The 23,434-nt window shown below is 58.2% G+C and carries 23 protein-coding genes and 1 pseudogene; 7 read left to right on the forward strand and 17 right to left on the reverse strand.

The features are described 5' to 3' along the window. Position 1 precedes the first annotated feature (1 nt). From CU081_RS16935 to CU081_RS16945, 3 genes are read right to left on the reverse strand one after another with little or no spacing between them, the layout of a single operon-like run. Positions 2-1,261, reverse strand: a complete 1,260-nt coding sequence (locus CU081_RS16935) for an NAD(P)/FAD-dependent oxidoreductase (RefSeq protein ID WP_003857313.1) — start codon at positions 1,259-1,261, stop codon at positions 2-4. Further along, positions 1,258-1,977 carry an SDR family NAD(P)-dependent oxidoreductase gene (locus CU081_RS16940; protein WP_003857315.1) on the reverse strand — a complete coding sequence of 240 codons (720 nt, stop codon included), beginning with the start codon at positions 1,975-1,977 and terminating at the stop codon, positions 1,258-1,260. Before CU081_RS16940 ends, CU081_RS16935 begins: the two co-directional genes overlap by 4 nt. Beyond that, positions 1,974-2,408: a nuclear transport factor 2 family protein gene (locus CU081_RS16945; protein WP_003857316.1), complete on the reverse strand. Its 435-nt coding sequence runs from the start codon at positions 2,406-2,408 to the stop codon at positions 1,974-1,976. Before CU081_RS16945 ends, CU081_RS16940 begins: the two co-directional genes overlap by 4 nt. A gap of 259 nt (positions 2,409-2,667) precedes the next feature. Between CU081_RS16945 and CU081_RS16950 the strand changes: the two genes are divergently transcribed. Beyond that, complete coding sequence (locus CU081_RS16950) at positions 2,668-2,865, forward strand: hypothetical protein (RefSeq protein ID WP_003857318.1); 198 nt, start codon at positions 2,668-2,670, stop codon at positions 2,863-2,865. A gap of 1 nt (position 2,866) precedes the next feature. Continuing rightward, positions 2,867-3,619, forward strand: a complete 753-nt coding sequence (locus CU081_RS16955) for a hypothetical protein (protein WP_022651152.1) — start codon at positions 2,867-2,869, stop codon at positions 3,617-3,619. Between the two features lie 56 nt (positions 3,620-3,675). On the opposite strand, the gene CU081_RS16960 is transcribed toward CU081_RS16955, so the two are convergent. Beyond that, positions 3,676-5,652 (reverse strand): alkyl/aryl-sulfatase, encoded by a 1,977-nt coding sequence (locus CU081_RS16960; protein WP_003857321.1) that lies wholly within the window; start codon positions 5,650-5,652, stop codon positions 3,676-3,678. A 202-nt stretch (positions 5,653-5,854) separates the two neighbouring features. On the opposite strand from CU081_RS16960, the gene CU081_RS16965 reads away from it, so the two are divergent. Then, positions 5,855-6,490 carry a helix-turn-helix domain-containing protein gene (locus tag CU081_RS16965; RefSeq protein ID WP_003857323.1) on the forward strand — a complete coding sequence of 212 codons (636 nt, stop codon included), beginning with the start codon at positions 5,855-5,857 and terminating at the stop codon, positions 6,488-6,490. A 42-nt stretch (positions 6,491-6,532) separates the two neighbouring features. On the opposite strand, the gene paaY is transcribed toward CU081_RS16965, so the two are convergent. The 13 genes from paaY to paaA form a co-directional block, all read right to left on the reverse strand. Beyond that, the gene (paaY, locus tag CU081_RS16970; RefSeq protein ID WP_003857325.1) at positions 6,533-7,138 is read right to left on the reverse strand and encodes a phenylacetic acid degradation protein PaaY; all 606 of its coding nucleotides are present in this window, start codon (positions 7,136-7,138) and stop codon (positions 6,533-6,535) included. A 9-nt stretch (positions 7,139-7,147) separates the two neighbouring features. After that, positions 7,148-8,083 carry a phenylacetic acid degradation operon negative regulatory protein PaaX gene (gene paaX, locus CU081_RS16975; RefSeq protein WP_032645622.1) on the reverse strand — a complete coding sequence of 312 codons (936 nt, stop codon included), beginning with the start codon at positions 8,081-8,083 and terminating at the stop codon, positions 7,148-7,150. A gap of 133 nt (positions 8,084-8,216) precedes the next feature. After that, positions 8,217-9,533, reverse strand: coding sequence for a phenylacetate--CoA ligase PaaK (gene paaK / locus CU081_RS16980; protein WP_003857330.1), 1,317 nt, complete (start codon positions 9,531-9,533; stop codon positions 8,217-8,219). 26 nt (positions 9,534-9,559) lie between these two features. Beyond that, the gene (pcaF, locus tag CU081_RS16985) at positions 9,560-10,765 is read right to left on the reverse strand and encodes a 3-oxoadipyl-CoA thiolase (protein ID WP_003857333.1); all 1,206 of its coding nucleotides are present in this window, start codon (positions 10,763-10,765) and stop codon (positions 9,560-9,562) included. Next, positions 10,765-11,187 carry a hydroxyphenylacetyl-CoA thioesterase PaaI gene (gene paaI / locus CU081_RS16990; RefSeq protein ID WP_003857335.1) on the reverse strand — a complete coding sequence of 141 codons (423 nt, stop codon included), beginning with the start codon at positions 11,185-11,187 and terminating at the stop codon, positions 10,765-10,767. Before paaI ends, pcaF begins: the two co-directional genes overlap by 1 nt. Then, complete coding sequence (paaH, locus tag CU081_RS16995; RefSeq protein ID WP_003857337.1) at positions 11,177-12,601, reverse strand: 3-hydroxyacyl-CoA dehydrogenase PaaH; 1,425 nt, start codon at positions 12,599-12,601, stop codon at positions 11,177-11,179. The genes paaI and paaH overlap by 11 nt, the downstream gene beginning before the upstream one ends. A 1-nt stretch (position 12,602) precedes the next feature. Continuing rightward, entirely contained in the window at positions 12,603-13,391 is a 789-nt protein-coding gene (gene paaG / locus CU081_RS17000) for a 2-(1,2-epoxy-1,2-dihydrophenyl)acetyl-CoA isomerase PaaG (RefSeq protein ID WP_026080707.1), read from the reverse strand. Continuing rightward, a complete protein-coding gene (paaF, locus tag CU081_RS17005; protein ID WP_003857343.1) occupies positions 13,391-14,158 on the reverse strand; it encodes a 2,3-dehydroadipyl-CoA hydratase PaaF in 768 nt (255 codons plus the stop codon). The genes paaG and paaF overlap by 1 nt, the downstream gene beginning before the upstream one ends. Beyond that, on the reverse strand, positions 14,155-15,225 hold the full coding sequence (paaE, locus tag CU081_RS17010; protein ID WP_003857345.1) for a 1,2-phenylacetyl-CoA epoxidase subunit PaaE: 1,071 nt from the start codon (positions 15,223-15,225) through the stop codon (positions 14,155-14,157). Before paaE ends, paaF begins: the two co-directional genes overlap by 4 nt. Before the next feature lie 7 nt (positions 15,226-15,232). Further along, entirely contained in the window at positions 15,233-15,730 is a 498-nt protein-coding gene (paaD, locus tag CU081_RS17015; protein ID WP_003857347.1) for a 1,2-phenylacetyl-CoA epoxidase subunit PaaD, read from the reverse strand. 11 nt (positions 15,731-15,741) lie between these two features. Next, a complete protein-coding gene (gene paaC / locus CU081_RS17020) occupies positions 15,742-16,488 on the reverse strand; it encodes a 1,2-phenylacetyl-CoA epoxidase subunit PaaC (RefSeq protein ID WP_003857348.1) in 747 nt (248 codons plus the stop codon). Between the two features lie 8 nt (positions 16,489-16,496). After that, positions 16,497-16,784 carry a 1,2-phenylacetyl-CoA epoxidase subunit PaaB gene (gene paaB / locus CU081_RS17025; RefSeq protein WP_003857353.1) on the reverse strand — a complete coding sequence of 96 codons (288 nt, stop codon included), beginning with the start codon at positions 16,782-16,784 and terminating at the stop codon, positions 16,497-16,499. A gap of 12 nt (positions 16,785-16,796) precedes the next feature. Next, positions 16,797-17,726 carry a 1,2-phenylacetyl-CoA epoxidase subunit PaaA gene (paaA, locus tag CU081_RS17030; RefSeq protein ID WP_003857355.1) on the reverse strand — a complete coding sequence of 310 codons (930 nt, stop codon included), beginning with the start codon at positions 17,724-17,726 and terminating at the stop codon, positions 16,797-16,799. A gap of 285 nt (positions 17,727-18,011) precedes the next feature. Here paaA and paaZ point away from each other — a divergent pair, with 285 nt between their 5' ends. From paaZ to tynA, 4 genes and pseudogenes are all read left to right on the forward strand, one after another. After that, complete coding sequence (gene paaZ / locus CU081_RS17035) at positions 18,012-20,051, forward strand: phenylacetic acid degradation bifunctional protein PaaZ (RefSeq protein ID WP_003857356.1); 2,040 nt, start codon at positions 18,012-18,014, stop codon at positions 20,049-20,051. Positions 20,052-20,276: 225 nt separating this feature from the next. Continuing rightward, positions 20,277-20,408 (forward strand): annotated as a pseudogene (locus CU081_RS26315) (type VI secretion system tube protein Hcp); the annotation flags it as partial. Positions 20,409-20,493: 85 nt separating this feature from the next. Further along, entirely contained in the window at positions 20,494-20,889 is a 396-nt protein-coding gene (locus CU081_RS17045) for a hypothetical protein (RefSeq protein ID WP_022651150.1), read from the forward strand. Between the two features lie 160 nt (positions 20,890-21,049). Continuing rightward, the gene (gene tynA, locus CU081_RS17050) at positions 21,050-23,323 is read left to right on the forward strand and encodes a primary-amine oxidase (RefSeq protein WP_058647462.1); all 2,274 of its coding nucleotides are present in this window, start codon (positions 21,050-21,052) and stop codon (positions 23,321-23,323) included. Positions 23,324-23,434: the final 111 nt, after the last annotated feature.

Consider the following 23,434-nt stretch of genomic DNA (forward strand, 5'->3'; position numbering starts at 1 on the left):
CTCAGTTGCCCTCCCCGGCCGCGATAGCGTTTACCACATCCAGCGCACTGCGTACGCCATCTTCGTGGAAGCCGTTGTACCAGTACGCGCCGCAGAACCAGCTCCGATGGCGACCGTTTATTTCGCCGCGCCGGGCCTGAGCTTGCCAGCTTTGCGGGTTAAAAAGCGGATGCTCATAGACAAAGCGGCGCAGCACATAGCGTTCTTCCACCGGCGTTTCCGGGTTGAGGGTGACGCAAAACAGCGGGCTACCCGGCGGCAGTCCCTGCAAGATATTCATGTTGTAGGTGACGCAGGCGCTGGCCCGATCCTGTTCGCTGAGGCGGTAGTTCCAGCTCGCCCACGCGCGCTTGCGCACCGGCAGCCAGCGCGGATCGCTGTGAAGCACCACCTCGTTACGCTGCCAGCCGATATCACCCAGCACCTCACGTTCAGCCTGCGTTGGGCTGGCGAGCATCGCCAGCGCCTGAGCAGAGTGACAGGCGAAGATCACCTGATCGAAGGTATGAGTGACGCCTTCCCGCTCAATATCGACGCCACGATCGTGGCGTACAACCTTCTGAACCGGCGCGTTGAGGTGCAGCGTCAGGCGATCGCCAAGCTTGTCCATCATCGCGCGGATATACTCCCGGGAGCCGCCTGGCACGACGTACCACTGCGGACGATGGGTAATGTCCAGCAGACCGTGGTTTTCAAAAAAGCGTAAAAAGAGCGGCAGCGGAAAGCGTTTCATCTCCTGTAGCGACGACGACCAGATAGCCGCTCCCATTGGCAGGATGTAGTGGCGCGCAAAAAAGGGCGTAAAGCGGTGCTGGCGCAGGAATGTTTCCAGCGTGGCGGATCCATCGACTTCGCCCCGGAGCGTCTGTTTCGCCAGCCGGTTAAAGCGCACGATCTCCTTCAGTAGCGTCCAGAAGGCAGGGTTCAGCAGATTACGACGCTGGGCGAACAGCGACGTCAGCGTGTGCCCGTTATACTCCAGCCCGCTCTGCGGGTTGTGCACCGAAAAGCTCATCTGCGTTTTTTGCCCGCTGATGCCCAGTTCGCTGAGCAGCCCCATGAAGCGCGGATAGGTGCGGTCGTTGTAGACGATAAAACCGGTATCGATGGCAAAGGTGCCCTGGGGCGTGTCGACATCCACCGTTGCGGTATGGCCGCCCGGGGTGGCCTGCGCCTCAAACACCGTGATCTGATGATGTCCGGCGAGCCGCCAGGCACAGGTTAACCCGGCGATGCCGCTGCCGATAATTGCGATTTTCATGGTCGCACCATCCCGCGCAGCAAAGCGCGCTGAAGTACATCGGGCAGGCCGGAAAGCAGGCGCAGCGCCAGGCTGAACCCGGCGGGAAACGCGATGTGATCCTTCCCTTTTGCCAGACCGCGACGAATGGCGTGGACGGCGTCCCCCACGCTGACCCGGCCTGGCATCGGGAAATCGTTTTTGCGGGTCAGCGGCGTGTCGACAAAACCGGGTGAAACGACCGTGACGGCAATCCCTTTCGGTTCCCAGTCGAGGCGCAGCGTGTCGGCAAACCAGGTTAATGCCGCTTTAGAGGCCCCATAGGCTTCGGCTCGCGGGAAGTGAAGCCAGTGCGCCATCGAACTGACCAGCACCACGCGGTTGCCGGATACCAGTTGCGGCTGCAACGCCGCAAGGCAGTTTACCGGCCCCATGAAATTGGTGGTCATGACCCGCGCCACCAGCTCGGCATCCACCTCGCCGCGATCGAGATACTCGCAGGTTCCGGCGCAGAGAATCACCGTGTCGGCAGCACAGTCCGCCAGCGCCTGGCGACAGGCGTCCCTGTCTGTCATATCGAACAGGCGCACCGTGATGTTGGGGCTGTGCTGATGCACAGCGGCCAGACGTTGCGCATCGCGCCCGCAGGCAATCACCCGGTGACCATCGTCAGCAAAAGATTTCGCCAGCCCCGCCCCGATGCCCGAGCTTGCGCCGGTGATCAGAACCGTTTTCATGATTTCACTCTCCGCTTCACGCCGCGCACGGCCCAGCCGAGTATCGGGAGATGTTCGTAAATCATCTCTCCGGCATCGTAGTAATCCCGCTGGCGAACAATGCGATCGTCGCGCATGTCTACCACGGAGCAGCCCGGCAGCTGTCGCACTGCACCCCGGGCAATACGCGGGTGCGACCAGTGCATCATCCAGGTGACCACAAAGCGATCGCCCTGCTGCAACGGCGCATCAACGGTAAAGCGACAGTGCTGGACGTTAGCCAGCAAGTGGGTGAAATAGCGCTGGATCGCGAACACCCCGCTATGTTCGCCAAAGGGATCGATAAGCGTGGCATCGGCGCGATAAATTCCCGCCAGCGCCGAAGGTGGCTGGGTATCCAGCGTGGCGTAGTAATCAACGAACCGACTGATGACGGACGGCAACGTGCTCATGGGTCACATCCTGGGTGTAAACAACGTAGCGAAATCGCATAATTTAAACTTACACAATTAACGTTATTTGTCCAAGTTTGCGCAGATATATTTTTTATTCTTATTATTTTTCAAAGACCTGAAGTGTTACCTCGCGCAACCATTTTGTGCATAAAGTTGAATTTCGCCGCCAGGCTGCCGTTTTTTTAGGGATAACCTTAAGGCAAAGGTGCCATTTATCTTCCAGACTTATCCTTTTAATTCATAAGGATGTCACGCGATGAAACATTTACTGATGACGCTCTTTTCCAGCCCGGAATCCTTGTTGCAGGTCATGAGTCACCAGGAAATTATCGAAGCCGTAGAGGATGGCGACCGCATCATCATCGATCAGGATGGAAACGCCTCGGTTAACTACAAAAGCCACGAGGTGCGGCAGGACTTTCTGCGCCATGTCAACGCGCTGAAGAGGGCCTGAAATGGGAACGGCAATATTCATGGTATTGATGGTATGCGGGTACTGGTACACCAGCCGCGACCTCTCAACACGGTTTAAAATCAAGCGATCCTTTGGCTGGGACGTCTATTTTCTTGTGGCGCTGTATGGCTGTATTTTTGTTCTTCAGGGCGTGATCGCCACCGGCCTGCTGTGGCTGCTGTTGTTCGCCCTCTCCGCCGCCGACAACACGTTCCATTTCACGTCTGCAAAATATGCCGACTGGCAAATTGATTTTATGAACTGGAGCTTCCTGGGGATTCAGGCCCCGGTGGTGGTAATGCTGACCTTCGCGATCCTGTTCTGTCTCTACCGCTCGAACTGGGCCGGGAGCGCGCGGCTGGACGGCGAAGGCCGAAAAAAGCTCTACAAGCGGCTGGCGCAATCGAGCGGGATTGAACAGCTGCTCTATCAGTGCATGGAGGAAGGTGAACTGGCGCACGTCACGCTGAAATCGCGGCGGATCTATATTGGGATGATCCATACCGCCACGCTGGAGTATGAAAAAACGGCCAATATCGTGCTTATTCCGATGCTGAGCGGCTACCGTGACGGGAAAAACATGCAGCTCTGTATCGAACATAACTACAGCAAATGGTATGCCGAGCATGATATTACGCTCGATTCAGAGCCCAAAAGCGCCATGGATTTTCGCAAAGTGATCATGCTGGATCAGATCGAGAGTATTTCGCTGTTCGATCCGGCAAGCGCCAGCGCGCTGGCAATGCGTGAATAAAAAAATGGCGCCTTATCGCAACAAGGCGCCAGGATTAACCAGGATGAACGCTAAACTTATGGCGTCACAATATTGAACCAGAAGTCAAATGTGTCCATGTAGCTCAGCATCTCTTCCAGCTTCGCCCCGTTTCCGCTCACCTTCACGTCACCCTTATACATCGCCTGCTTCAGCGTCTCTTTCTTAAGGATGATGTTGTTCAGCGTGGTACGGTCCAGCGCGATAGTTGCGTCGGCATCCTTCGCCTGCGCGTTGGCGGTATGGTTCAGCACGCCGTTTTCCAGCTCCAGCTTGTATTTGCCGCCATCCTTACCGAGATCGACATTGAAGACCGCCTTCGCGTTACCGGCCCGTACCCCGTTGATGTGCACACCCAGGTAGTCGAAGAACATTTCCGGGGTCATCGCCCGCACGGTATCCGGGCTGGCGGTGTTCGGCGTCGGCAGCTTCTTCACGCCATTACGCAGTTCTTGCGCGCCGGTCAGGTAGAAGTTACGCCAGGTGCCCGCTTCCGCCTGGTAACCTAACTGCTCCAGCGCGTCGGCTTCCAGATTACGGGCAGCCTGGTTGTTAGGATCGGCAAAGACCACTTTGCTGACCACCTGAGCAACCCAACGGTAATTACCCTGCTGATAATCCGCTTTGGCTTTCTGCATGATGGCATCAGCGCCGCCCATGTACTGCACGAACTTCTTCGCAGCCTGTTCAGGCGGCAGCTCGTCGAGGGTTGCCGGGTTGCCGTCGAACCAGCCGAGATAAAACACGTAGGTGGCTTTGACGTCGTGGCTAACGGAGCCGTAGTAACCGCGGCTCGCCCACTGTTTTTCCAGCGATTCCGGCAGTTTAAACTCGGCGGCGATCTCGTCGCGGGTCAGCCCCTTGTTTGCCATACGCAGGGTCTGGTCGTTGATGTAGCGATACATATCGCGCTGGCCTTTCATCAGCTTGACGATATTCTCGTTGCCCCAGGTCGGCCAGTGGTGCTGCGCAATAATCACTTCTGCGTCCGCCCCCCAGCGCTCAATGGCGGCGTTAATGTACTTAGACCAGGCCAGCGGGTCGCGGATTTTCGCGCCGCGCAGGGAGTAGGTGTTGTGCAGGGTATGAGTTACGTCCTCTGCGGCCTCGATCATTTTCTTCTCTTTGACATACCACAGCATCTCCGACGGAGCTTCTGAACCCGGCGCCATCATAAAGTCGTAGGTCAAACCGTCGATCACTTCTTCCTGACCGGTATGGGTAATGTAGTCGGTCGGCGGGATGAGGGTGACAGTACCCGCAGAGGTGGTGGTGCCAAGGCCTGCACCCACCTGGCCTTTTGCATTCGGCTTCAGCAGGTTGCCGTACATATAGCTCGCACGGCGGCTCATCGCGTTTCCGGCCATAATGTTTTCGGAAACCGCCTCTTTCATAAAGCCATCCGGCGCGTAGATTTTCACTTTGCCAGACTTGACGTCAGCTTCGTCAACCACGCCGCGCAGGCCGCCATAGTGGTCAACGTGGCTGTGGGTGATCACCACAGCGACGACCGGTTTCTTGCCGCGGTTCGCATAGTAGAGATCCAGCGCTTCTTTCGCCGGTTCAGCGCTTAACAGCGGGTCGATAACGGTAATGCCCTTCTCGCCCTCAATGATGGTCATGTTGGAGAGATCGAGATTACGGATCTGATACACGCCGTCGGTGACCTTAAACAGCCCGCCAATGTTGATCAACTGTGACTGACGCCACAGGCTCGGGTTTACCGTATCCGGGGCTTTCTCACCCTCTTTCACGAAATCATATTTCGCCGGGTTCCAGATAACGTTCCCCTGCTCGCCTTTAATCATGTTTTGCGGCAGCGGGGCGATAAAACCTTTATGGGCGTTCTCAAAGTCGGTTTTATCGGCAAACGGTAATTTGTTATACAGGGCGTTATTTACCTGCCGGGTCGTGGCAGTGGCATCCTGCGGCTGCACTTCCGCAAACGCGGAAAGCGACAGCGACGTCAACACACCGGCAAGCGCCAGATGTTTAGCAATTAGGGTTAATTTCATTGAATGGCCTCATAGATTAATTGCGCCGCCTGGATATTTACTGTTGGCGGATAATTTTAATGCGAACTCATTGACGACCATTCTAAACAGAATACCTTTCCATCATAGTCCCATATGGGACTGGTTATTTATGGGTTCGTAATTCGGGGGCTATTGCTGCTATACTCGCTACCACGGCAGACGTTGCGGGGAGAGGCTTAGCGTGAATTTTCAGGATATCCATACCTATTATCAGCAACTCAATATTGGGCAATTTTTTCCGCACATGCTTTGTAAAGGCGAGGCCTTAACCGTTGCCGCAAATAAAAAACTCACCGTCGAGCCTGGCTATATCTATTTTTGCACTGAAGGGTCGCTGACGATATTAATGCCTGATGATGGCCTTAATATTGGCAATACTATCGAGTATATGCCGATAGGGTTAATGGAAAGGTATTGTCCACTGGCGAAGTATGAATATCGCAGCAGTGCGAAGGTGAAGCTGGTGAGAATATCCTGGGTCGACTTCGACCAGATATTTTTCCAGGGCGGGCCTGAGCGCATGCAGGCGCTGGCCACCATACTGACCTACATGTCCATATTTACCATCGACCTGCACAATGAACGCAGGCAGGTCACCAGCTACCAGACCATCAAACCAATGCTGTACCGCTATCTCTATCGGCAGGAGACCCACACGGGAGAGAATGAGGGCCTGGCGCTGTTTATCATCAAGCGCACTAACCTGTCACGAACGCATGTCTTTCGCGTGCTGGCAGATCTTAAAGCCGGGGGATATATCACCATGAAGCGCGGAAAGCTGGTGTCGATTGACCGGCCCCTGCCGGATGCGTATTGAGCTCATTTTCACGCCTTGATCAACGTGCGGGAGCGAACAGCCTTATTTATCCCGGCCAGCCGACTTGGGCCGTAAATTCTCATCGAAGACCAGCCGTTTGCGTCCTGGCTCTTCTTCCCGCAGCGGCTCCACCTGGTGCAGCGTCTGCTTACAACGGTCCACCAGCACCTGATACTCCCGCGTGCCCTGCTTTTTCCACTCTATTTCCTGCGCACTTAGCTCACGAATCGCTTTCGCCGGACTGCCAAGAATTAAGTGATTCGCAGGCATTTCCGCTTTGGCCTTCACAAACGCCGCCGCCCCGACGATGCTGTTTTCGCCGATCGTCGCCCCGTCCATCACCACCGCATTCATCCCCACCAGCGCATTACGGCGGATAATGCAGCCGTGCAGGATCGCACTGTGGCCGATATGCCCGTCCTCTTCCACCACCGTGTCCTGCTCCGGAAAACCGTGCATCACGCAGTTATCCTGAATGTTCGCGCCGTCTTTCACCACGATCCGGCCAAAATCGCCGCGCAGGCTGGCGTTGGGACCCACGTAAACGCCTTGGCCGAGGATCACGTCGCCAATCAGCACCGCGGTCGGGTGAACATAGCTCTCTTCAGGCACGACCGGCGTCAGACCATCAATTTGATAAACAGGCATACCCTCTCCTTATGTGATATTCAGACCACCAAAACGCTGGTGATAAAGCGTGCCGGGAGCGGGCAGCTCGCCCACGGAGGTTTCCCCCTTCTCACTGACAAACGCCAGGGCTCCCGCCGCCACGCGCTGGTAGATGTTAATGCACAGCTGTCGCGCGCTCTGTCCCGCCCAGTGCGCAGGAAGTAACTCCTCCGGCAACAGCGGATCTTTCAGCACCACGCGACGATAAAAATGAATGAGTAACAGCTGGATCTGGAAGCAGCGTTCCGGGGTCAAATCCTCAGGCGGCGCTTCTTTCAGCAGCGGCAACAGCGGACGGAACGAGCTGATAAACGTTTCGTACATCGCGTTTTGTTCGGTCAACTGCCAGCACTCTTCCACGCGGGCTCGTAACGCCGCACGTGATAAGGCCAGCGGTGAATGGGCCTCAAAGAAAATGACGTTTTCCGCCACGCCCGCGTCATGCAGCAGAGACTGCACGTCCGCCAGGTTCTGCGACGGCGAGGCCATCAGGCTCGGCGCCAGCGTGCCGAACCCTTGCCAGATGAGCTGTTTTTTCACGTCCGCGAGGGTGGTTTTATCCAGCCCCTCGGAGAGCAGCAGCAGCCATTTACCATCCCACGCCGGCAGTTCCGCACGGTAGATTTTATTTTCCGCGCGGCGTGTCAAACGCAGCCCCTTGTCGCTGAGACGGTAAAAGCTGCGGCGGCCAATGCGGGACACGTCCAGCCAGCCCTCTTTGTTGAGGCGAAACAGCGCGGTGCGCACAAAGCGCTCGCCAAATCCCATCCCTTCCAGCAGGGCCGCCAGGCTGCCGAGCCAGATCTCTCCGCCGCGGTGCGAAAGCGCGTCGCCATACAGTGAGGAGATAAGCGACGTTCCGCTGACGGGAACAGAGCCGACTGCATGCTGGATAAAGGCATCAAGTTTATTCATGTGATTCATTCTGTTGTTATTTTTTTCCTGGATGAATCATAGCATACGAATCTGGAGTGTACCCTCACCCTAACCCTCTCCCAAAGGGAGAGGGAACTTAATACACCCTCTCCCTTTGGGAGAGGGCTGGGGTGAGGAGAATTCAACCGTTGGCTGCCACTTTACGCAAATCAAACACCCGGCAAGCTTTACCCTCGGAGCGCGGTATGCTGCCACAGTTAACGATCATCACGTCGGTCGAGATCCCCACCATCGATTTAATCCGATGACGCAGCTTATGGCAGACCTGACAGCGCTGCTCATGGGTCAGCGTTAAGCTGCTCTGTTTCAGCTCGACCTTCACCGAAAGTGAATCAAGATGCCCGCGGCGGTTCACCTCCAGCTGATAGTGTGGCGAAAGATGTTCGAACTTAACGATCTCCTCTTCCAGCTGTGACGGGAAGACGTTCACGCCGCGAATGATGAGCATGTCGTCGCTGCGCCCGCTGATGCGATCCATCCGGCGCATGGTGCGTGCAGTGCCCGGCAGCAGGCGCGTCAGGTCGCGGGTGCGGTAGCGGATCACCGGCAGCGCCTCTTTGGTCAGGGTGGTGAATAGCAGTTCGCCCTGCTCGCCGTCAGCCAGCGGCGTGCCGTCATTCGGGTTGACGATCTCCGGGTAGAAGTGATCTTCCCAGATGGTCGGGCCGTCAGCGGTTTCAAGACACTCCATCGCCACGCCCGGCCCCATCACTTCGGAGAGACCATAGATATCCAGCGCGGTAATGCCCAGCCGTTTTTCAATTTCGCGGCGCATCGCCTGCGTCCACGGCTCGGCGCCAAACACGCCGACGCGCAGGGAACAGGCGCTGGCGTCACCGCCCATCTGACGCTCCAGCTCTTCAATTAAATTCAGGCAGTATGAGGGCGTCACCATGATCATATCCGGCTGAAAATCGCGGATCAGCTGCGCCTGCTTCTCCGTCTGGCCGCCGGACATCGGGATCACCGTCGCACCCAGACGCTCGGCACCGTAGTGCGCCCCCAGCCCGCCGGTGAATAGCCCGTAGCCGTAGGCCACGTGAATTTTATCCTTCGCGCTGCCCCCGGCGGCGCGCAGGGAACGGGCAACTATATTGGCCCAGTTGTCGATATCATTCTGGGTATATCCCACCACGGTCGGCTTTCCGGTGGTGCCCGACGAGGCGTGGATGCGCACCACCTGCTCCATCGGCACCGCAAAGGTATCGAACGGGTAGTTGTCGCGCAGATCCTGCTTGGTGGTGCACGGGAATTTTTGCAGGTCCGCCAGCTCGTTAAAATCGTCAGGGTGAACGCCCGCGGCGTCAAACTTGCGTTTGTACATCGGAACGTTGTTGTAGGCGTGGTTCAGCGTCCACTTCAGGCGCGCGGTCTGCAACGCCTGCAATTCATCAATGGACGCGGTTTCGATCGGATCAAGCTTTGTTGTATTTATCATCGCAGGGTACTCACATTATTGTTCGCTCAAACACGCTCAAGGATCATGGCAATGCCCTGACCCACACCGATGCACATCGTACACAGCGCGTAGCGCCCGCCGCGTCGGTGCAATTCATTGCTCGCGGCCAGCGCCAGTCTGGCACCGCTCATTCCCAGCGGATGACCTAACGCGATCGCCCCGCCATTCGGGTTCACATGCTCCGCGTCATCCGGCAAACCCAGCTGACGCAGCACGCCCAGCGCCTGTGCGGCGAAGGCTTCGTTAAGCTCAATGACGTCCATATCGGTGATACTGAGTCCGGCACGTTCCAGCACCTTACGGGTGGCGGGAATCGGGCCTAATCCCATCAGGCGCGGCTCGACGCCCGCGGTCGCCATGGCCACAATGCGGGTGCGCGGGGTTAACCCCTGTGCAAGCGCCATCGGCTCGCTGGCGATAATCAGCGCCGCCGCCCCGTCGTTCACGCCGGAGGCGTTCCCCGCCGTCACCACACCGTTCTTGCGGAACGGAGCTTTCAGCGCGGCAAGCTGTTCAAGGGTGGTTTCGGCGCGCGGATGCTCGTCCACGCACACTTCCGTTACGGCACCTTTTTTCCCCGCCAACTGTACCGGGATAATCTCCTGCGCCAGAACGCCATTCTGCTGCGCCCGCGCGGTGCGCTGCTGGCTGCGCAGGGCAAATGCATCCTGATCGGCACGGCTTATATTTAACAATTCCGCTACATTCTCTGCCGTTTCCGGCATGCTGTCAGTTCCGTATTGCTGATGCATGAGCGGATTCACAAATCGCCAGCCGATGGTGGTGTCGAAGATCTCCGCCTGACGCTGAAACGCCGCGGAGGCTTTGCCCATCACGAATGGCGCACGGGACATGGATTCGACGCCACCGGCGATCAGCAGATCGCCATCCCCGGCCTTAATGGCGCGTGCCGCAAAGCCAAGGGCATCCAGACCGGAGCCGCACAGGCGGTTAATGGTGGTACCGGAAACGGTCTGAGGCAGCCCGGCCAGCAGCGACGACATGCGCGCTACGTTGCGGTTATCCTCTCCGGCCTGATTTGCGCAGCCGAAGATCACATCATCTATGCGCTCCAGATCGAGCTGCGGGTAACGCGCCAGCAGCGCACGCAGCGGCACGGCCCCTAAGTCATCGGCACGCACGCTGGATAATCCTCCACCGTAGCGACCGACCGGGGTACGCACACCCTCACAAATAAATGCGTCACGCATCAGGCTTCTCCTGTCACACTGCCGCCGGTGCGGTGCGATTTCCCGCGAAAAAGAGCGACGGTTTTCTGTTGTTGGTTCTGAATTTCAATGTCGTATACGCCGGTCAGTTTGCCCTGATGCTTCACCCGCGCGGTAGCGGTCAGCTTATCGCCGGCAAAGCCCGGACGCAGAAAATCGATGGCGCAGCCTGAGGCCACCGCCGCCAGCCCCTGACTGTTGCAGGCGTAGGCAAAGGCGGTATCGGCCAGCGAGAACAGCTGTCCGCCGTGGCAGGTTTTATGCCCGTTGAGCATCTGCGGGGTGATGGTCATGGTCACCACCGCGTAGCCCTCGCCCATGTCGAGAATGTCCATCCCCATCGCCTGCGCGCAGGCGTCCCGTTCGTACATCGCGCGGGCGTTATGCCAGGCGTTATGACTCATAGCTACTCTCCAGAAGCGCACGCTGGCGCAGCAGTGAACAGGGGCGATAGCGTTCCTCGCCGTAGTGACGTTGCAGGTTCTCCAGCAGCGTTAACAGACGCTGCCAGCCAAGGCGCTCGCCCCAGGCGATGGGCCCGCAGGGATAGTTGACCCCTAAGCGCATGGCGGTATCGATGTCTTGCTCGCTGGCGACCCCTTTTTGCAGGGCGTCCAGCGCTTCGTTGGCAATCATCGCTACCGTGCGCCAGACCAGCAGACCGGGGTAATCCGCAATCTGGACCACCCGTTTCTGCTGGTGCTGCAACCAGTAAATGGCTTTCTGCGTGGCGGCGTGCGGGTTGCCGGGTGCGGCGGCTATCACGGCCACATCCCGCTCGATGCGGTCGACCACCACCACCGGGCAGCCATGGCGCAGCGCCAGCGACTGCGCGGTCTCACCCTGCGTTTCGATCAGCAACAGATCGTCAATTTCCGTGACACCGTCACTTCTTCGCTGTACGCGCATGGGGTTGAAGCTGTCGCTGACCGGGGCGAGCCATCTGACGGCGGGTTTGTCCTCCAGCCAGCGGTAAACGCCCTGCCCGCTTTTCTTACCCAGACGCCCCGCCAGCACCAGCTCCTGCTGCACCAGCGACGGCAGAAAACGACGCTCCTGCCAGAAGGCATTAAACACGGAGCAGGTCACGGCAAAGTTGACATCCTGACCAATCATGTCCGTCAGCTCAAGCGGCCCCATCGGGAAGCCTCCGCCGTCTCGCAGGGCGGCGTCAATCACCTCGGGCGTTGCCACCTGCTCTTCCAGCGCGCGCCAGGCTTCCGAGTAGAACGGGCGCGCCACGCGGTTGACGATAAACCCCGGCGTGGACTGGCAGCGTACCGGCTGCTTTCCCCAGCTCAGCGCCAGCTCGCACAGCGCATCGGCCACTTCTGGTGAGGTCGCCAGCCCGCTGACCACCTCCACCAGCTTCATCACCGGGGCAGGATTGAAGAAGTGCAGCCCGGCGACGCGTTCAGGGTGGTTTATCTCCGCCGCAATCGCGGTAACGGAAATGGACGAGGTATTGCTGGCGAGCAGTATCTGCGGCGGGCAAACCTCTGCCAGCTGGGTAAACAGCGCCTTTTTCACTTCAAGCCGCTCGGAGGCCGCCTCGATCACCAGATCGGCTTTCGCCAGAGCACTGATATTCGTCACCGGCGTCAGGCGGGCGAGGATCTGCTCCCCGGCGTCGGCAGAGAGTTTTCCACGCGCAACGCGTGAGGACAGCCGCTGGCGAATGCCGTCGACGGCGCGGGAAATCGCCGCTGCGTCAATGTCGTACACCAGAACCGGATGACCGTGGCTGGCTGCCACTTCGGCAATCCCGGCGCCCATGGTGCCGCTGCCAATGACGGCGACCGTATGGATATTCACCATATTATTTCCCCGTAAAGTTCGGCGCGCGTTTTGCCAGGAACGCGCTGACGCCTTCCCGGTAGTCGTCGCTGCGTCCGGCCAGGCGTTGATAGTCGCGCTCCAGATCAAGCTGGGCGTCGAGGGTGTTGGTTTCGGCGGCGTTGATCGCCTGCTTGATCAAGCCCAGGCCAAAGGTCGGCTGCGAGGCAAAATGCAGCGCCATCTGCTGTGCGGTGGCGGAGAGCTGCTCGTCGTCCACCACCTGCCAGATCATTCCCCAGGCCTGTGCCTGCTCAGCGCTGAGCTTATCGCCCAGCAATGCCAGCCCCATGGCGCGGGCGCGTCCGGCCACGCGCGGCAGCAGCCAGGTGCCGCCGCAGTCCGGGACGAGGCCGAGCTTGCTGAAGGCCATCACAAAACTGGCGGAGCGCGCCGCAATCACCATGTCGCAGCCGAGGGCCAGCGTCGCCCCCGCGCCCGCCGCCACGCCGTTAACCGCGCAAATCACCGGCTTCGGCAGTTTTGCCAGGCGGCGCACCAGCGGGTTGTAAAAAGTCTCAACGGACATGCCCAGATCGGGCGCCGGGCCGTTCGGGTCGACGTTACGGTCGTTGAGATCCTGCCCGGCGCAGAAACCGCGTCCTGCCCCGGTGATCAGCAGGCAGCGGATGGCGTCATCGCGCTCGGCCTGCTTCAGGCATTCGGAAAGCTGCTGGTGCATGACGTCGTTAAAGCTGTTCAGGCGCTCCGGGCGGTTCAGCGTAATGGTCATTACGCCCTGCTCAACATGGCTCAGAATAGATTCCACAATTAGCGTCCTTTAAAGTCTGGGGTGCGTTTTTGTAAAAAGGCGTTGATCCCTTCCCGGCGATCGTCGGTGGCCGCGAGCAGCGCAAACAGCTGACGCTCCTGCGCCAGCCCGGCCTGAAGCGGGACTTCCTGCGACTGGCGAAGCGCCTGCTTCGCCGCCTGTAGCGCCAGCGGCGAATGGCGCGCCATCAGCGCTGCCTGCTTCAGGGCGTACTCCAGCGTCAGCGAGGCCGGATAGACGTCGCTGACCAGCCCGGCGCTGTGCGCCTGCACCGCCGTGATGCTTTCGCCCGTCAGCACCATTTTGCTGGCCAGCGATTTGCCTACGCTGCGGATCAGCCGCTGGGTGCCGCCTGCGCCCGGCATGATCCCGAGGGTGATTTCCGGCAGGCCAAAACGGGCGTTATCGCCAGCAATCACGACATCGCAGAGCAGCGCCAGCTCACAGCCTGCCCCCAGCGCGAAGCCGTTTACGGCGGCAATCAGCGGTTTGGTGAAGGCGTTGATCCGCGCCCACAGCTGCGGACGGATATCGTTCAGGGTGGCGGGCAGGTCTTTCTCCGCCATTTCGTTGAGATCGGCCCCGGCGGCAAAGCAGCGTTCGTTGCCGTACATCACGCAGACGGCGATCTCAGCATCCGCGGCGGCGGCCTCAAGCTGCTCCGCGATTTGCAGGAGCAGCGCATTGTTGAGCGCGTTGCGCGCCGCCGGACGGTTAAGCGTTAGCTGCAACACGCGGCCATGACGGGTAACAATCAGTTCGCTCATGCCATCCCCTTCGCATCAAAATCGACGATAACGTCGGCGGTTAACGGCAGCGCCTGACAGCTCAGCACATAGCCTGCGGCCAGCTCGTCCGGCTCCAGGCTGTAGTTGGTCGCCATATCGACTTTCCCACGCAGCACTTTGCATTTGCAGGTGGCGCATACGCCGCCCTTGCAGGCGTAAGGCAGATCCGCCCCCTGACGCAGGGCCGCGTCAAGAATGCTTTCGTCGTCCGCCGTCAGGGTGATCTCCCTGTCGCGCCCGTCCTGACGGACGGTGACCTTCTGGCCATCGGCCTGCACGCTGGCTGTCCGTTTAACGGCGGTACCCGGCGTGTTAAAGCGCTCAAGATGGATCGCTTTTTCCGGCATACCCAGCGCTTGCAGCGCCGCTTCGGCCTCATCCATCATCGCCGACGGGCCGCAGATGAAGGCTTCATCGTACTGACGGAAATTCACCAGCGTTTTTGCCAGCGCCTGGAGCTTTTCCCCGTCAATGCGGCCATGGAGCAGATCGCTGTCGAGCGTCTCCTGGCTGAAGATGGCGATCAGCTGCAAACGCTGCGGGTATTTATCTTTCAGGTCCGCCAGCGCCCGGCGGAACATCATGCTCTGGCTGCTGCGGTTGCCGTAAATCAGGGTGAAGTGGCTGTGGGCTTCAGTGGCCAGCGTAGCGGACATAATCGCCAGCATCGGGGTGATCCCGGACCCGGCGGCAATCGCCAGATAATGGCCTTCGCGTTCGGCCTGCGGCTGGTAGCCAAAATGCCCCTGGGGCACCATCACCTCCAGCGCCATGCCCGGTTTGATCTCGTCCCGGGCATAGCGGGAAAAACGTCCGCCCTCGATGGCTTTGACCGCCACGCTGATCTCACCGCACGCGGTGCTCCGGCAGATGGAGTAGCAGCGGCGCAGTTCATCCCCGCCAGGGCTGGCTTTCAGGGTCAGATGCTGACCGGGACGGAAGCGGTACGCCTCCTGTAACGCCTGCGGCACCGCGAAGGTAATGGTCACCGCGTCGCGGGTTTCGGGTTCCACTTTTGCCACTGTTAATGAATGAAACGTTGTCATGGCAGCCTCAAATACATTTGAAATAGTCGAAGGGCTCACGGCAGGTATTGCAGCGGTAGAGCGCTTTGCAGGCCGTGGATCCAAATTCACTGATAAGCGAGGTATCGGTGCTCGCACAGCGCGGGCAGCTCACCTCCGCGGGAACGTGGGCATGGCAGCTATGACCAACAGGCGGGCTGATGCCATATTCACGCAGGCGCCTGCGGGCATCGTCGGTCATCCAGTCGGTGGTCCAGGCGGGCTCCAGTTGCAGCACAATATGTACCGGGCTAAAGCCGTTTCCGGTCAGGGTTTCGCGGATCGCCCCCAGCAGATGCTCCGTTGCCGGACAGCCCGAATAGGTTGGCGTGAAGCCGATAACCCAGCCTTCCCCCTGTGCCTTCACGCTGCGCACCATGCCCAGGTCGGTGATGGTCAGCACCGGCACTTCCGGGTCGGGGATCTGGCTTAACAGCGCCCAAATCTGCGGGATTTGTGCAGGCGCGATGTCGACGAGGCGTTGCATGGCGTCCTCCTTTACCACTGCTGGCCGGGGTAAACGCGCTGGAGATACTGCATCTCTGCCAGCATCGGCCCGAGGTGTTCGGTATGTAGCCCCTTCTTACCGCCCGTGCGATACGCCACCTCTTCGGGCACGCGGAGGGTGGCTTCCGCCAGGCCAGCAAACACTTCGCGCTCCCACGGGTCCCGCAGGTCGCGCGGATCAACCGCCACGCCGTCATCAATTAGCGCCAGCTCGACCTCGTCAGCGTCGAACAGTTCAGCCGTAAAGCGCCACAGGCTATCCACCGCCTGCTGCATTTTTTGTGCGGAGGTTTCTGTTCCGTCCCCCAGCCGCACCAGCCAGCCGCAGCTAAAGCGCAGGTGATAGCGCGTCTCCTTAATGGCTTTTGCCGCGATGGCGGCAAGCTGACTGTCGCTGCTGTGGATCAGCCGCTCGTAGAGCGCCACGTTCCACGCATCCATCAGATACTGACGGGCAATGGTGTCGGCGAAGCTGCCGTTTGGCTGTTCCACCAGCAGCAAATTGCGGAACTGACGCTCATCGCGGCCATAGGCCAGGGTATCTTCATCACCCTTACCTTCCCGTTCAGCGGCGTAGGTCAGGAAATTGCGCGCCTGCCCGAGCAGATCAAGGCCGATATTGGCGAGCGCCAGGTCAATTTCCAGCTCCGGCGCGTGGCCGCACCAGGCGCCCAGACGCTGTGAGAGCACCAGACCGTTGTCGCCCAGACGCAGGGCATAAGCAGATACGTTGTTCATCCCCAACCTCACATATGCTCGATACCATCAGGGATGGTGTAAAACGTCGGATGGCGGTAGACCTTGCTTTCCGCCGGATCGAAAAACTCCCCGCTCTCTTCCGGCTGGGAAGCGACGATTTCACTCGCCTTCACCACCCAGATAGAACAGCCTTCGCTGCGGCGGGTATAGGCATCGCGCGCGTTTTCCAGCGCCATGCGGTCGTCGGCAGCGTGAAGGCTGCCTACATGCCGGTGCGACAGCCCCTGCTTCGAACGGACAAAAACTTCGTATAACGGCCAGTAAACGTTGCTCATGGTTGATTCCTCTTATGCGGCCTGGCGGGCGCGTTGTTTTTCCGCGTGGGCCAGAGCGGCTTCACGCACCCATGCGCCGTCGTCCCAGGCTTTACGTTTTGCGGCCAGACGTTCGTGGTTGCAGATCCCGCGCCCGTTGATCACCTCGTCAAATTCCTGCCAGTCGATTTCGCCGAAGCGGTAGTGGCCGCTCTCTTCATCGAAACGCAGGTCGGGATCCGGCACGGTCATGCCGAGCATCTCCACCTGAGGCACCGTGTTGTCCACGAAGCGCTGGCGAAGCTCATCGTTGCCAAAGCGTTTGATCTTCCAGGCCAGACTGCGGGCGCTGTTTGGGGAGTTGTCGTCGTTGGGTCCGAACATCATCAGCGCGGGCCACCAGAAGCGGTTGATGGCGTCCTGCAACATCTGCCGCTGGGCTTCGCTACCCTGCGCCAGCGCCATGCAGGCCTCAAAACCCTGACGCTGGTGAAAGCTCTCTTCTTTACAGATTTTCACCATCGCCCGGGCATACGGGCCGTAAGACGTACGGCACAGTGCCACCTGGTTCACAATGGCCGCCCCGTCCACCAGCCAGCCAATGACCCCGATATCGGCCCAGCTCAGGGTCGGATAGTTGAAGATGGAGGAGTATTTCATCTTGCCGTCGAGCATCTTTTGATAGATGTCCTCCCGGGCGCAGCCCAGCGTTTCCGCCGCGCTGTAAAGGTACAGGCCGTGTCCGGCTTCATCCTGCACCTTCGCCAGCAGAATGGCTTTCCGGCGCAGCGTCGGTGCGCGGGTGATCCAGTTCCCTTCCGGCAGCATGCCGACAATCTCAGAGTGGGCGTGCTGTCCAATCTGGCGGATCAGCGTCTTGCGGTAGGCATCCGGCATCCAGTCCTGCGGCTCGATGGCCGTCTCCTGTGCGATGCGTTGCTCAAAGCGTTGTTCTTGCGTCACATAACCACCTTTGTGATTCGTTAAATCACCACAAATAGCAAAATGGTGAATCATTTGGTTTCTTAAAAGTTACACAAGGGTTAAATATAACCCCAAGAAGCGTTTGTTTATTTTGTGACGACGCTCGCAAGCCTTTTCATGAAAGGCCGATGGCGCAAGGCTTTCTGTTGGTCAGGCCAAGCAATACAGATCACAACGTTAACAATTCATTAAAACTCAGCTTGATTTTTATGATTCGAGATCAAACTATTTATAGTGAAATCACGAAACATCTGGAGAGAAGAAATGCAGCAGTTAGCCAGCTTCTTGTCCGGCATCTGGCAATCAGGCCGGGGCCGCGAGCGCACCATCACCCACGCCATCAGCGGGGAAACGCTATATCAAGTCACCAGCGAAGGGCTGGATATGGCGGCCGCGCGCCGTTACGCCATTGAACACGGCGGAGAAGCGCTCCGCGCAATGAGCTTTATCGAGCGCGCCGCCATGCTGAAGGCGGTGGCCAAACATCTGCTGAGCCAGAAGGATCGGTTTTATGCCCTGTCAGCCCAGACCGGCGCGACGAAGGCTGACAGCTGGGTGGATATTGAAGGCGGTATCGGCACCCTCTTCACCTACGCAAGCCTCGGCAGCCGTGAGCTGCCGGACGATACCCTGTGGCCGGAGGATGAGCTGATCCCACTGTCGAAGGAAGGCGGCTTTGCGGCACGTCACGTGTTAACGTCGAAATCCGGCGTGGCGGTGCATATCAACGCGTTCAACTTCCCGTGCTGGGGGATGCTGGAAAAGCTCGCGCCCACCTGGCTTGCCGGGATGCCCGCCATCATCAAGCCCGCCACCGCCACCGCGCAGGTGACTCAGGCGATGGTGAAAGCGATCGTGGAGAGCGGACTGGTGCCGGACGGCGCCATCAGCCTGATCTGCGGTGGCGCGGGCGATCTGCTGAACCACCTCGACAGCCAGGACGTGGTGACGTTTACCGGGTCGGCCAGCACCGGGCAGAGCCTGCGCGTCCACCCGAATATCGTCGCACATTCCATTCCGTTTACCATGGAAGCAGATTCTCTTAACTGCTGCGTGCTGGGTGAGGACGTGACGCCGGAACAGCCGGAGTTTACGCTGTTTATCCGCGAAGTGGTGCGCGAGATGACCGCCAAAGCCGGGCAAAAATGTACCGCCATCCGCCGCATCATCGTGCCTGAAGCGCAGGTTGAAGCCGTCAGCCAGGCGCTGATTGCGCGGCTGGTGAACGTGGTCGTCGGCGATCCGGCCCAGGAAGGGGTGAAGATGGGGGCTCTCGTCAACAGTGAGCAACGTGCTGACGTGCAGGAAAAAGTCGATCATCTGCTGGCCTCGGGCTGCCAGATCCGTCTGGGTGGTAAAGCTGATTTGCAGGCGCCTGGCGCATTCTTCCCACCCACCCTGCTGTTCTGCCCGCAGCCGGACGAAACCCCGGCCGTTCACGCCACCGAAGCCTTTGGCCCCGTCGCAACCCTGATGCCCTGCCGTAACACCGAGCACGCCATGCAGCTGGCGCGGGCGGGCGGCGGCAGCCTGGCGGGAACGCTGGTTACGGCAGATACCCGCGTGGCGCGGCAGTTTATTGCTGGTGCCGCGCGCGCCCACGGACGCATTCAGATCCTCAACCAGGAATCCTCGAAAGAATCTACCGGCCACGGTTCACCGTTGCCGCAGCTGGTGCACGGTGGTCCGGGACGTGCGGGCGGCGGCGAAGAGCTGGGCGGCCTGCGCGCTGTGAAGCACTATCTTCAGCGCACAGCCATTCAGGGCAGCCCGTCCATGCTCGCCGCGATCGGTAAACAGTGGGTCCGTGGCGCGGAGGTGCAGGAAGATCGCGTTCATCCGTTCCGTAAATACTTCGAGGAGTTACAGCCGGGCGACAGCCTGCTGACCCCGCGTCGTACCCTGACGGAAGCGGATATCGTGAATTTTGCCTGCCTGAGCGGGGATCATTTCTACGCCCATATGGACAAAATTGGCGCGGCGGAGTCGATTTTTGGTGAGCGCGTGGTACACGGTTATTTCCTGATTTCCGCCGCGGCGGGGCTGTTTGTCGATGCCGGGGTTGGGCCGGTTATTGCCAACTACGGCATGGAAAACCTGCGCTTTATCGAGCCGGTCAAGCCGGGTGATACCATTCAGGTGCGCCTGACCTGTAAACGTAAAACGCTGAAGAAACAGCGCACTGCCGAGGAAAAACCCACCGGCGTGGTGGAATGGGCTGTGGAGATCTTCAACCAGCACCAGCAGGCCGTGGCGCTCTACTCCATCCTGACGCTGGTGGCGCGCCAGCAGGGTGACTTTTAATCAATGCAATGGCATTAACCTTGCTGCCTCGAGTGTTTGAGCGCATCAAAATAAGCGGAAGGTAAAACAGGGACTGGATGGCTTTGATTAATCGAACCATCCAGTCTGCCTGGTTTGGATAAGTTACAACCGGAAACACTAAGCAAATTGACCATGTAGTTAGCATGGTTATTATTTGGCGCCGGGAATATTCCCGCATTAAATTACATGGATGATTAACAAACTATGGCAATTCCTGTTTACCTTTTCTTAACTGAAGATGGTGGGTCAAAAATTACAGGCTCGGTGGATGTTCGTTACCGTGAGGGAAGCATTGAAGTCACCGGCTTTACACACAATCTTCGCCTCCTAATTGATCCTGCCGAATTTGCAAAATTCCAGAACAATAATAATTACGGTGATGATCCAGTAGATCAGTTATGGATAAGGGCAGGAATAGATTATGCGCGACGTTCGGGTTTTTAACTGGCGAGCTGGAATTATTATCTTTATTTTTCTCATATTCATTGCATACCCTTTCCGCGATCTTTTTACCGTGTATGAAAATTTGCAGGAAAAAATCAAGGTTAACGATCGTTTAACTCTTTACATCACCCAGGTTGAGACGGGCTCACTGTCTAAAAACAGGTATCATATTTATCTCTTTGATGCGAAAAAAAGTCCGGAAGAATTCATGTCTAACATTAAGAATATCAATCCCGTCATGATCACCGATGATGATAAAGCTTCAGTGGCAATTAAAAATGGAGACATTTATCTTCGCGTTCGCGGTACGGTTTATTCGTTCACGACGGTAGGTTTTGATGTCCGCACGCATCTCGATAGCTCGCCTTACTGAAGCGCAATTTATCTGCCATGGGGGTGTGATGCACCCCCGCTCTTTTTTTAACCTGGCAAGACTGACAAACAACCTGGCAGATGCAGGCAAACGCTTTTCGTGCGCGCCTGTCAGGATAACGCTGACACAACACAATAAACACAACAAGATGAGGTCTGCGATGGGAAGCAATTCTTCTTTTTCTGCCCGTAGAACGGCACTGGCCATGGCCGTTGCGCTCTGTTGCGCCTGGCAATCCCCTGTTTACGCTCACGGCAGCGAGGCGCATATGGTCCCGATGGACAAAACGCTTCAGGCGTTTGGCGCGGACGTGCAGTGGGATGATTACGCCCAGATGTTCACCATCGTCAAAGACGGTGCCTTTGTGAAGGTCAAACCCGGCGCAAATACCGCCATCGTTAACGGCAAACCGCTGACGCTCCAGGTGCCCGTGGTGATGAAGAACAATAAGGCGTTTATCCCGGAGACCTTTATCAACGATGTCTTTCAGTCCGGTCTTGATCAGACATTCCAGGTTGAAAAAAGCCCCCACCCGTTAAACGCGCTGACGGCTGATGAAATCAACCAGGCCGTAGCAATCGTGAAAGCCTCAGCGGATTTTAAACCCAATACCCGCTTTACCCAGATTGCGCTGGCGGAGCCAGAAAAGGCCAAAGTCTGGGACTTTGTGCTTAACGGCACGGCGGTGGATGCGCCCCGCCAGGCCAATATCATCATGCTTGATGGTAAACACATCATCGAAAGCCGGGTGGATCTGAAGGAGAAAAAGATCCTCCGCTGTGAGCCGATCAAAGACGCGCACGGCATGGTGCTGCTGGATGACTTCAATACCGTGCAGCAGATCATCAATGAAAGCCCGGAGTTTGCCGCCGTGCTGAAAAAGCGCGGCATTACCGACCCGAAGAAAGTGATCACCACCCCGCTTACCGTCGGCTTTTTTGACCGCAAGGATGGGCTGAAACAGGAAGACCGCCTGCTGAAAGTGATCAGCTATCTCGACGTGGGCGACGGTAACTACTGGGCGCACCCGATCGAAAACCTGGTTGCGGTGGTGGATCTCGAGCAGAAGAAAATCCAGAAGATTGAGGAAGGCCCGGTCGTGCCGGTGCCGCTCACGCCGCGCCCTTATGATGGCCGTGACCGCGTTGAAACGGTGAAAAAACCGCTGGAGATTATCGAGCCGGAAGGCAAGAACTACACCATCACCGGGGATAGGGTGCACTGGCAGAACTGGGATTTTCATCTGAGCCTGGACTCACGCGTCGGCCCGATAATCTCCACCGTGACCTATAACGACAACGGCAAAAAGCGACAGGTGATGTATCAGGGGTCGCTCGGCGGCATGATTGTGCCGTACGGCGACCCGGATATCGGCTGGTACTTTAAAGCCTACCTGGACTCCGGCGATTACGGCATGGGTACCCTGACCTCCCCGCTGGTGCGCGGCAAGGATGTTCCGTCTAACGCCGTGATGCTCAACGAAACCATCCCGGATTACACCGGCGCGCCAATGGAGATCCCCCGGGCGATCGCCATTTTCGAGCGTTACGCCGGGCCGGAATATAAGCATCAGGAATTAGGAAAACCCAACGTCAGCACCGAACGCCGCGAGCTGGTGGTGCGCTGGGTCAGCACCGTGGGTAACTACGATTACATCTTCGACTGGGTATTCCACGAAAACGGCACTATCGGCATTGATGCAGGGGCCACGGGCATTGAAGCGGTGAAAGGCGTGCAGACGAAAACCATGCATGATGCCACCGCGAAGGATGACACCCGATACGGAACGCTAATCGACCATAATATTGTCGGTACCACCCACCAGCACATCTACAACTTCCGTCTGGATATGGACGTGGACGGCATCAACAACAAGCTGGTGGCCATGGATCCCGACGTCAAACCGAACACCGCTGGCGGACCGCGCACCAGCACCATGCAGGTTAATCAGTATGATATTGATACCGAACAGCAGGCGGCGCAGAAGTTTGACCCGGGCACCATCCGCCTGCTGAGCAATACCAGCAAAGAGAACCGCATGGGCAACCCGGTCTCATATCAGATCATCCCTTACGCGGGCGGTACACACCCGGTAGCGTCCGGCGCGAAGTTTGCCCCGGACGAGTGGATTTATCACCGCCTGAGCTTTATGGATAAACAACTGTGGGTAACGCGTTACCATCCCGACGAGATGTACCCGGAGGGAAAATACCCGAACCGTTCCACGCACGATACCGGCCTCGGCCAGTACAGCAAAGATAACGAGTCGCTGAACGACCAGGATAACGTCATCTGGATGACCACCGGCACCACCCATGTCGCCCGTGCCGAGGAGTGGCCAATAATGCCGACGGAATGGGTGCACACGTTGCTCAAGCCGTGGAATTTCTTTGACGAGACGCCAACGCTCGGCAAGAAAAAAGAGCAGAAATAACCCACCGACCGGGCGTAATGCCCGGTTTTTCATCCGCTTACTTGCTGAATTACTCTCCCCGATTATAGTTATTGTTACCTCGCTTAATCCTTTTGCATTTCTTGACACACT

The organism is Enterobacter sp. CRENT-193, assembly GCF_002787395.1.
GTDB lineage: Bacteria > Pseudomonadota > Gammaproteobacteria > Enterobacterales > Enterobacteriaceae > Enterobacter > Enterobacter hormaechei_C.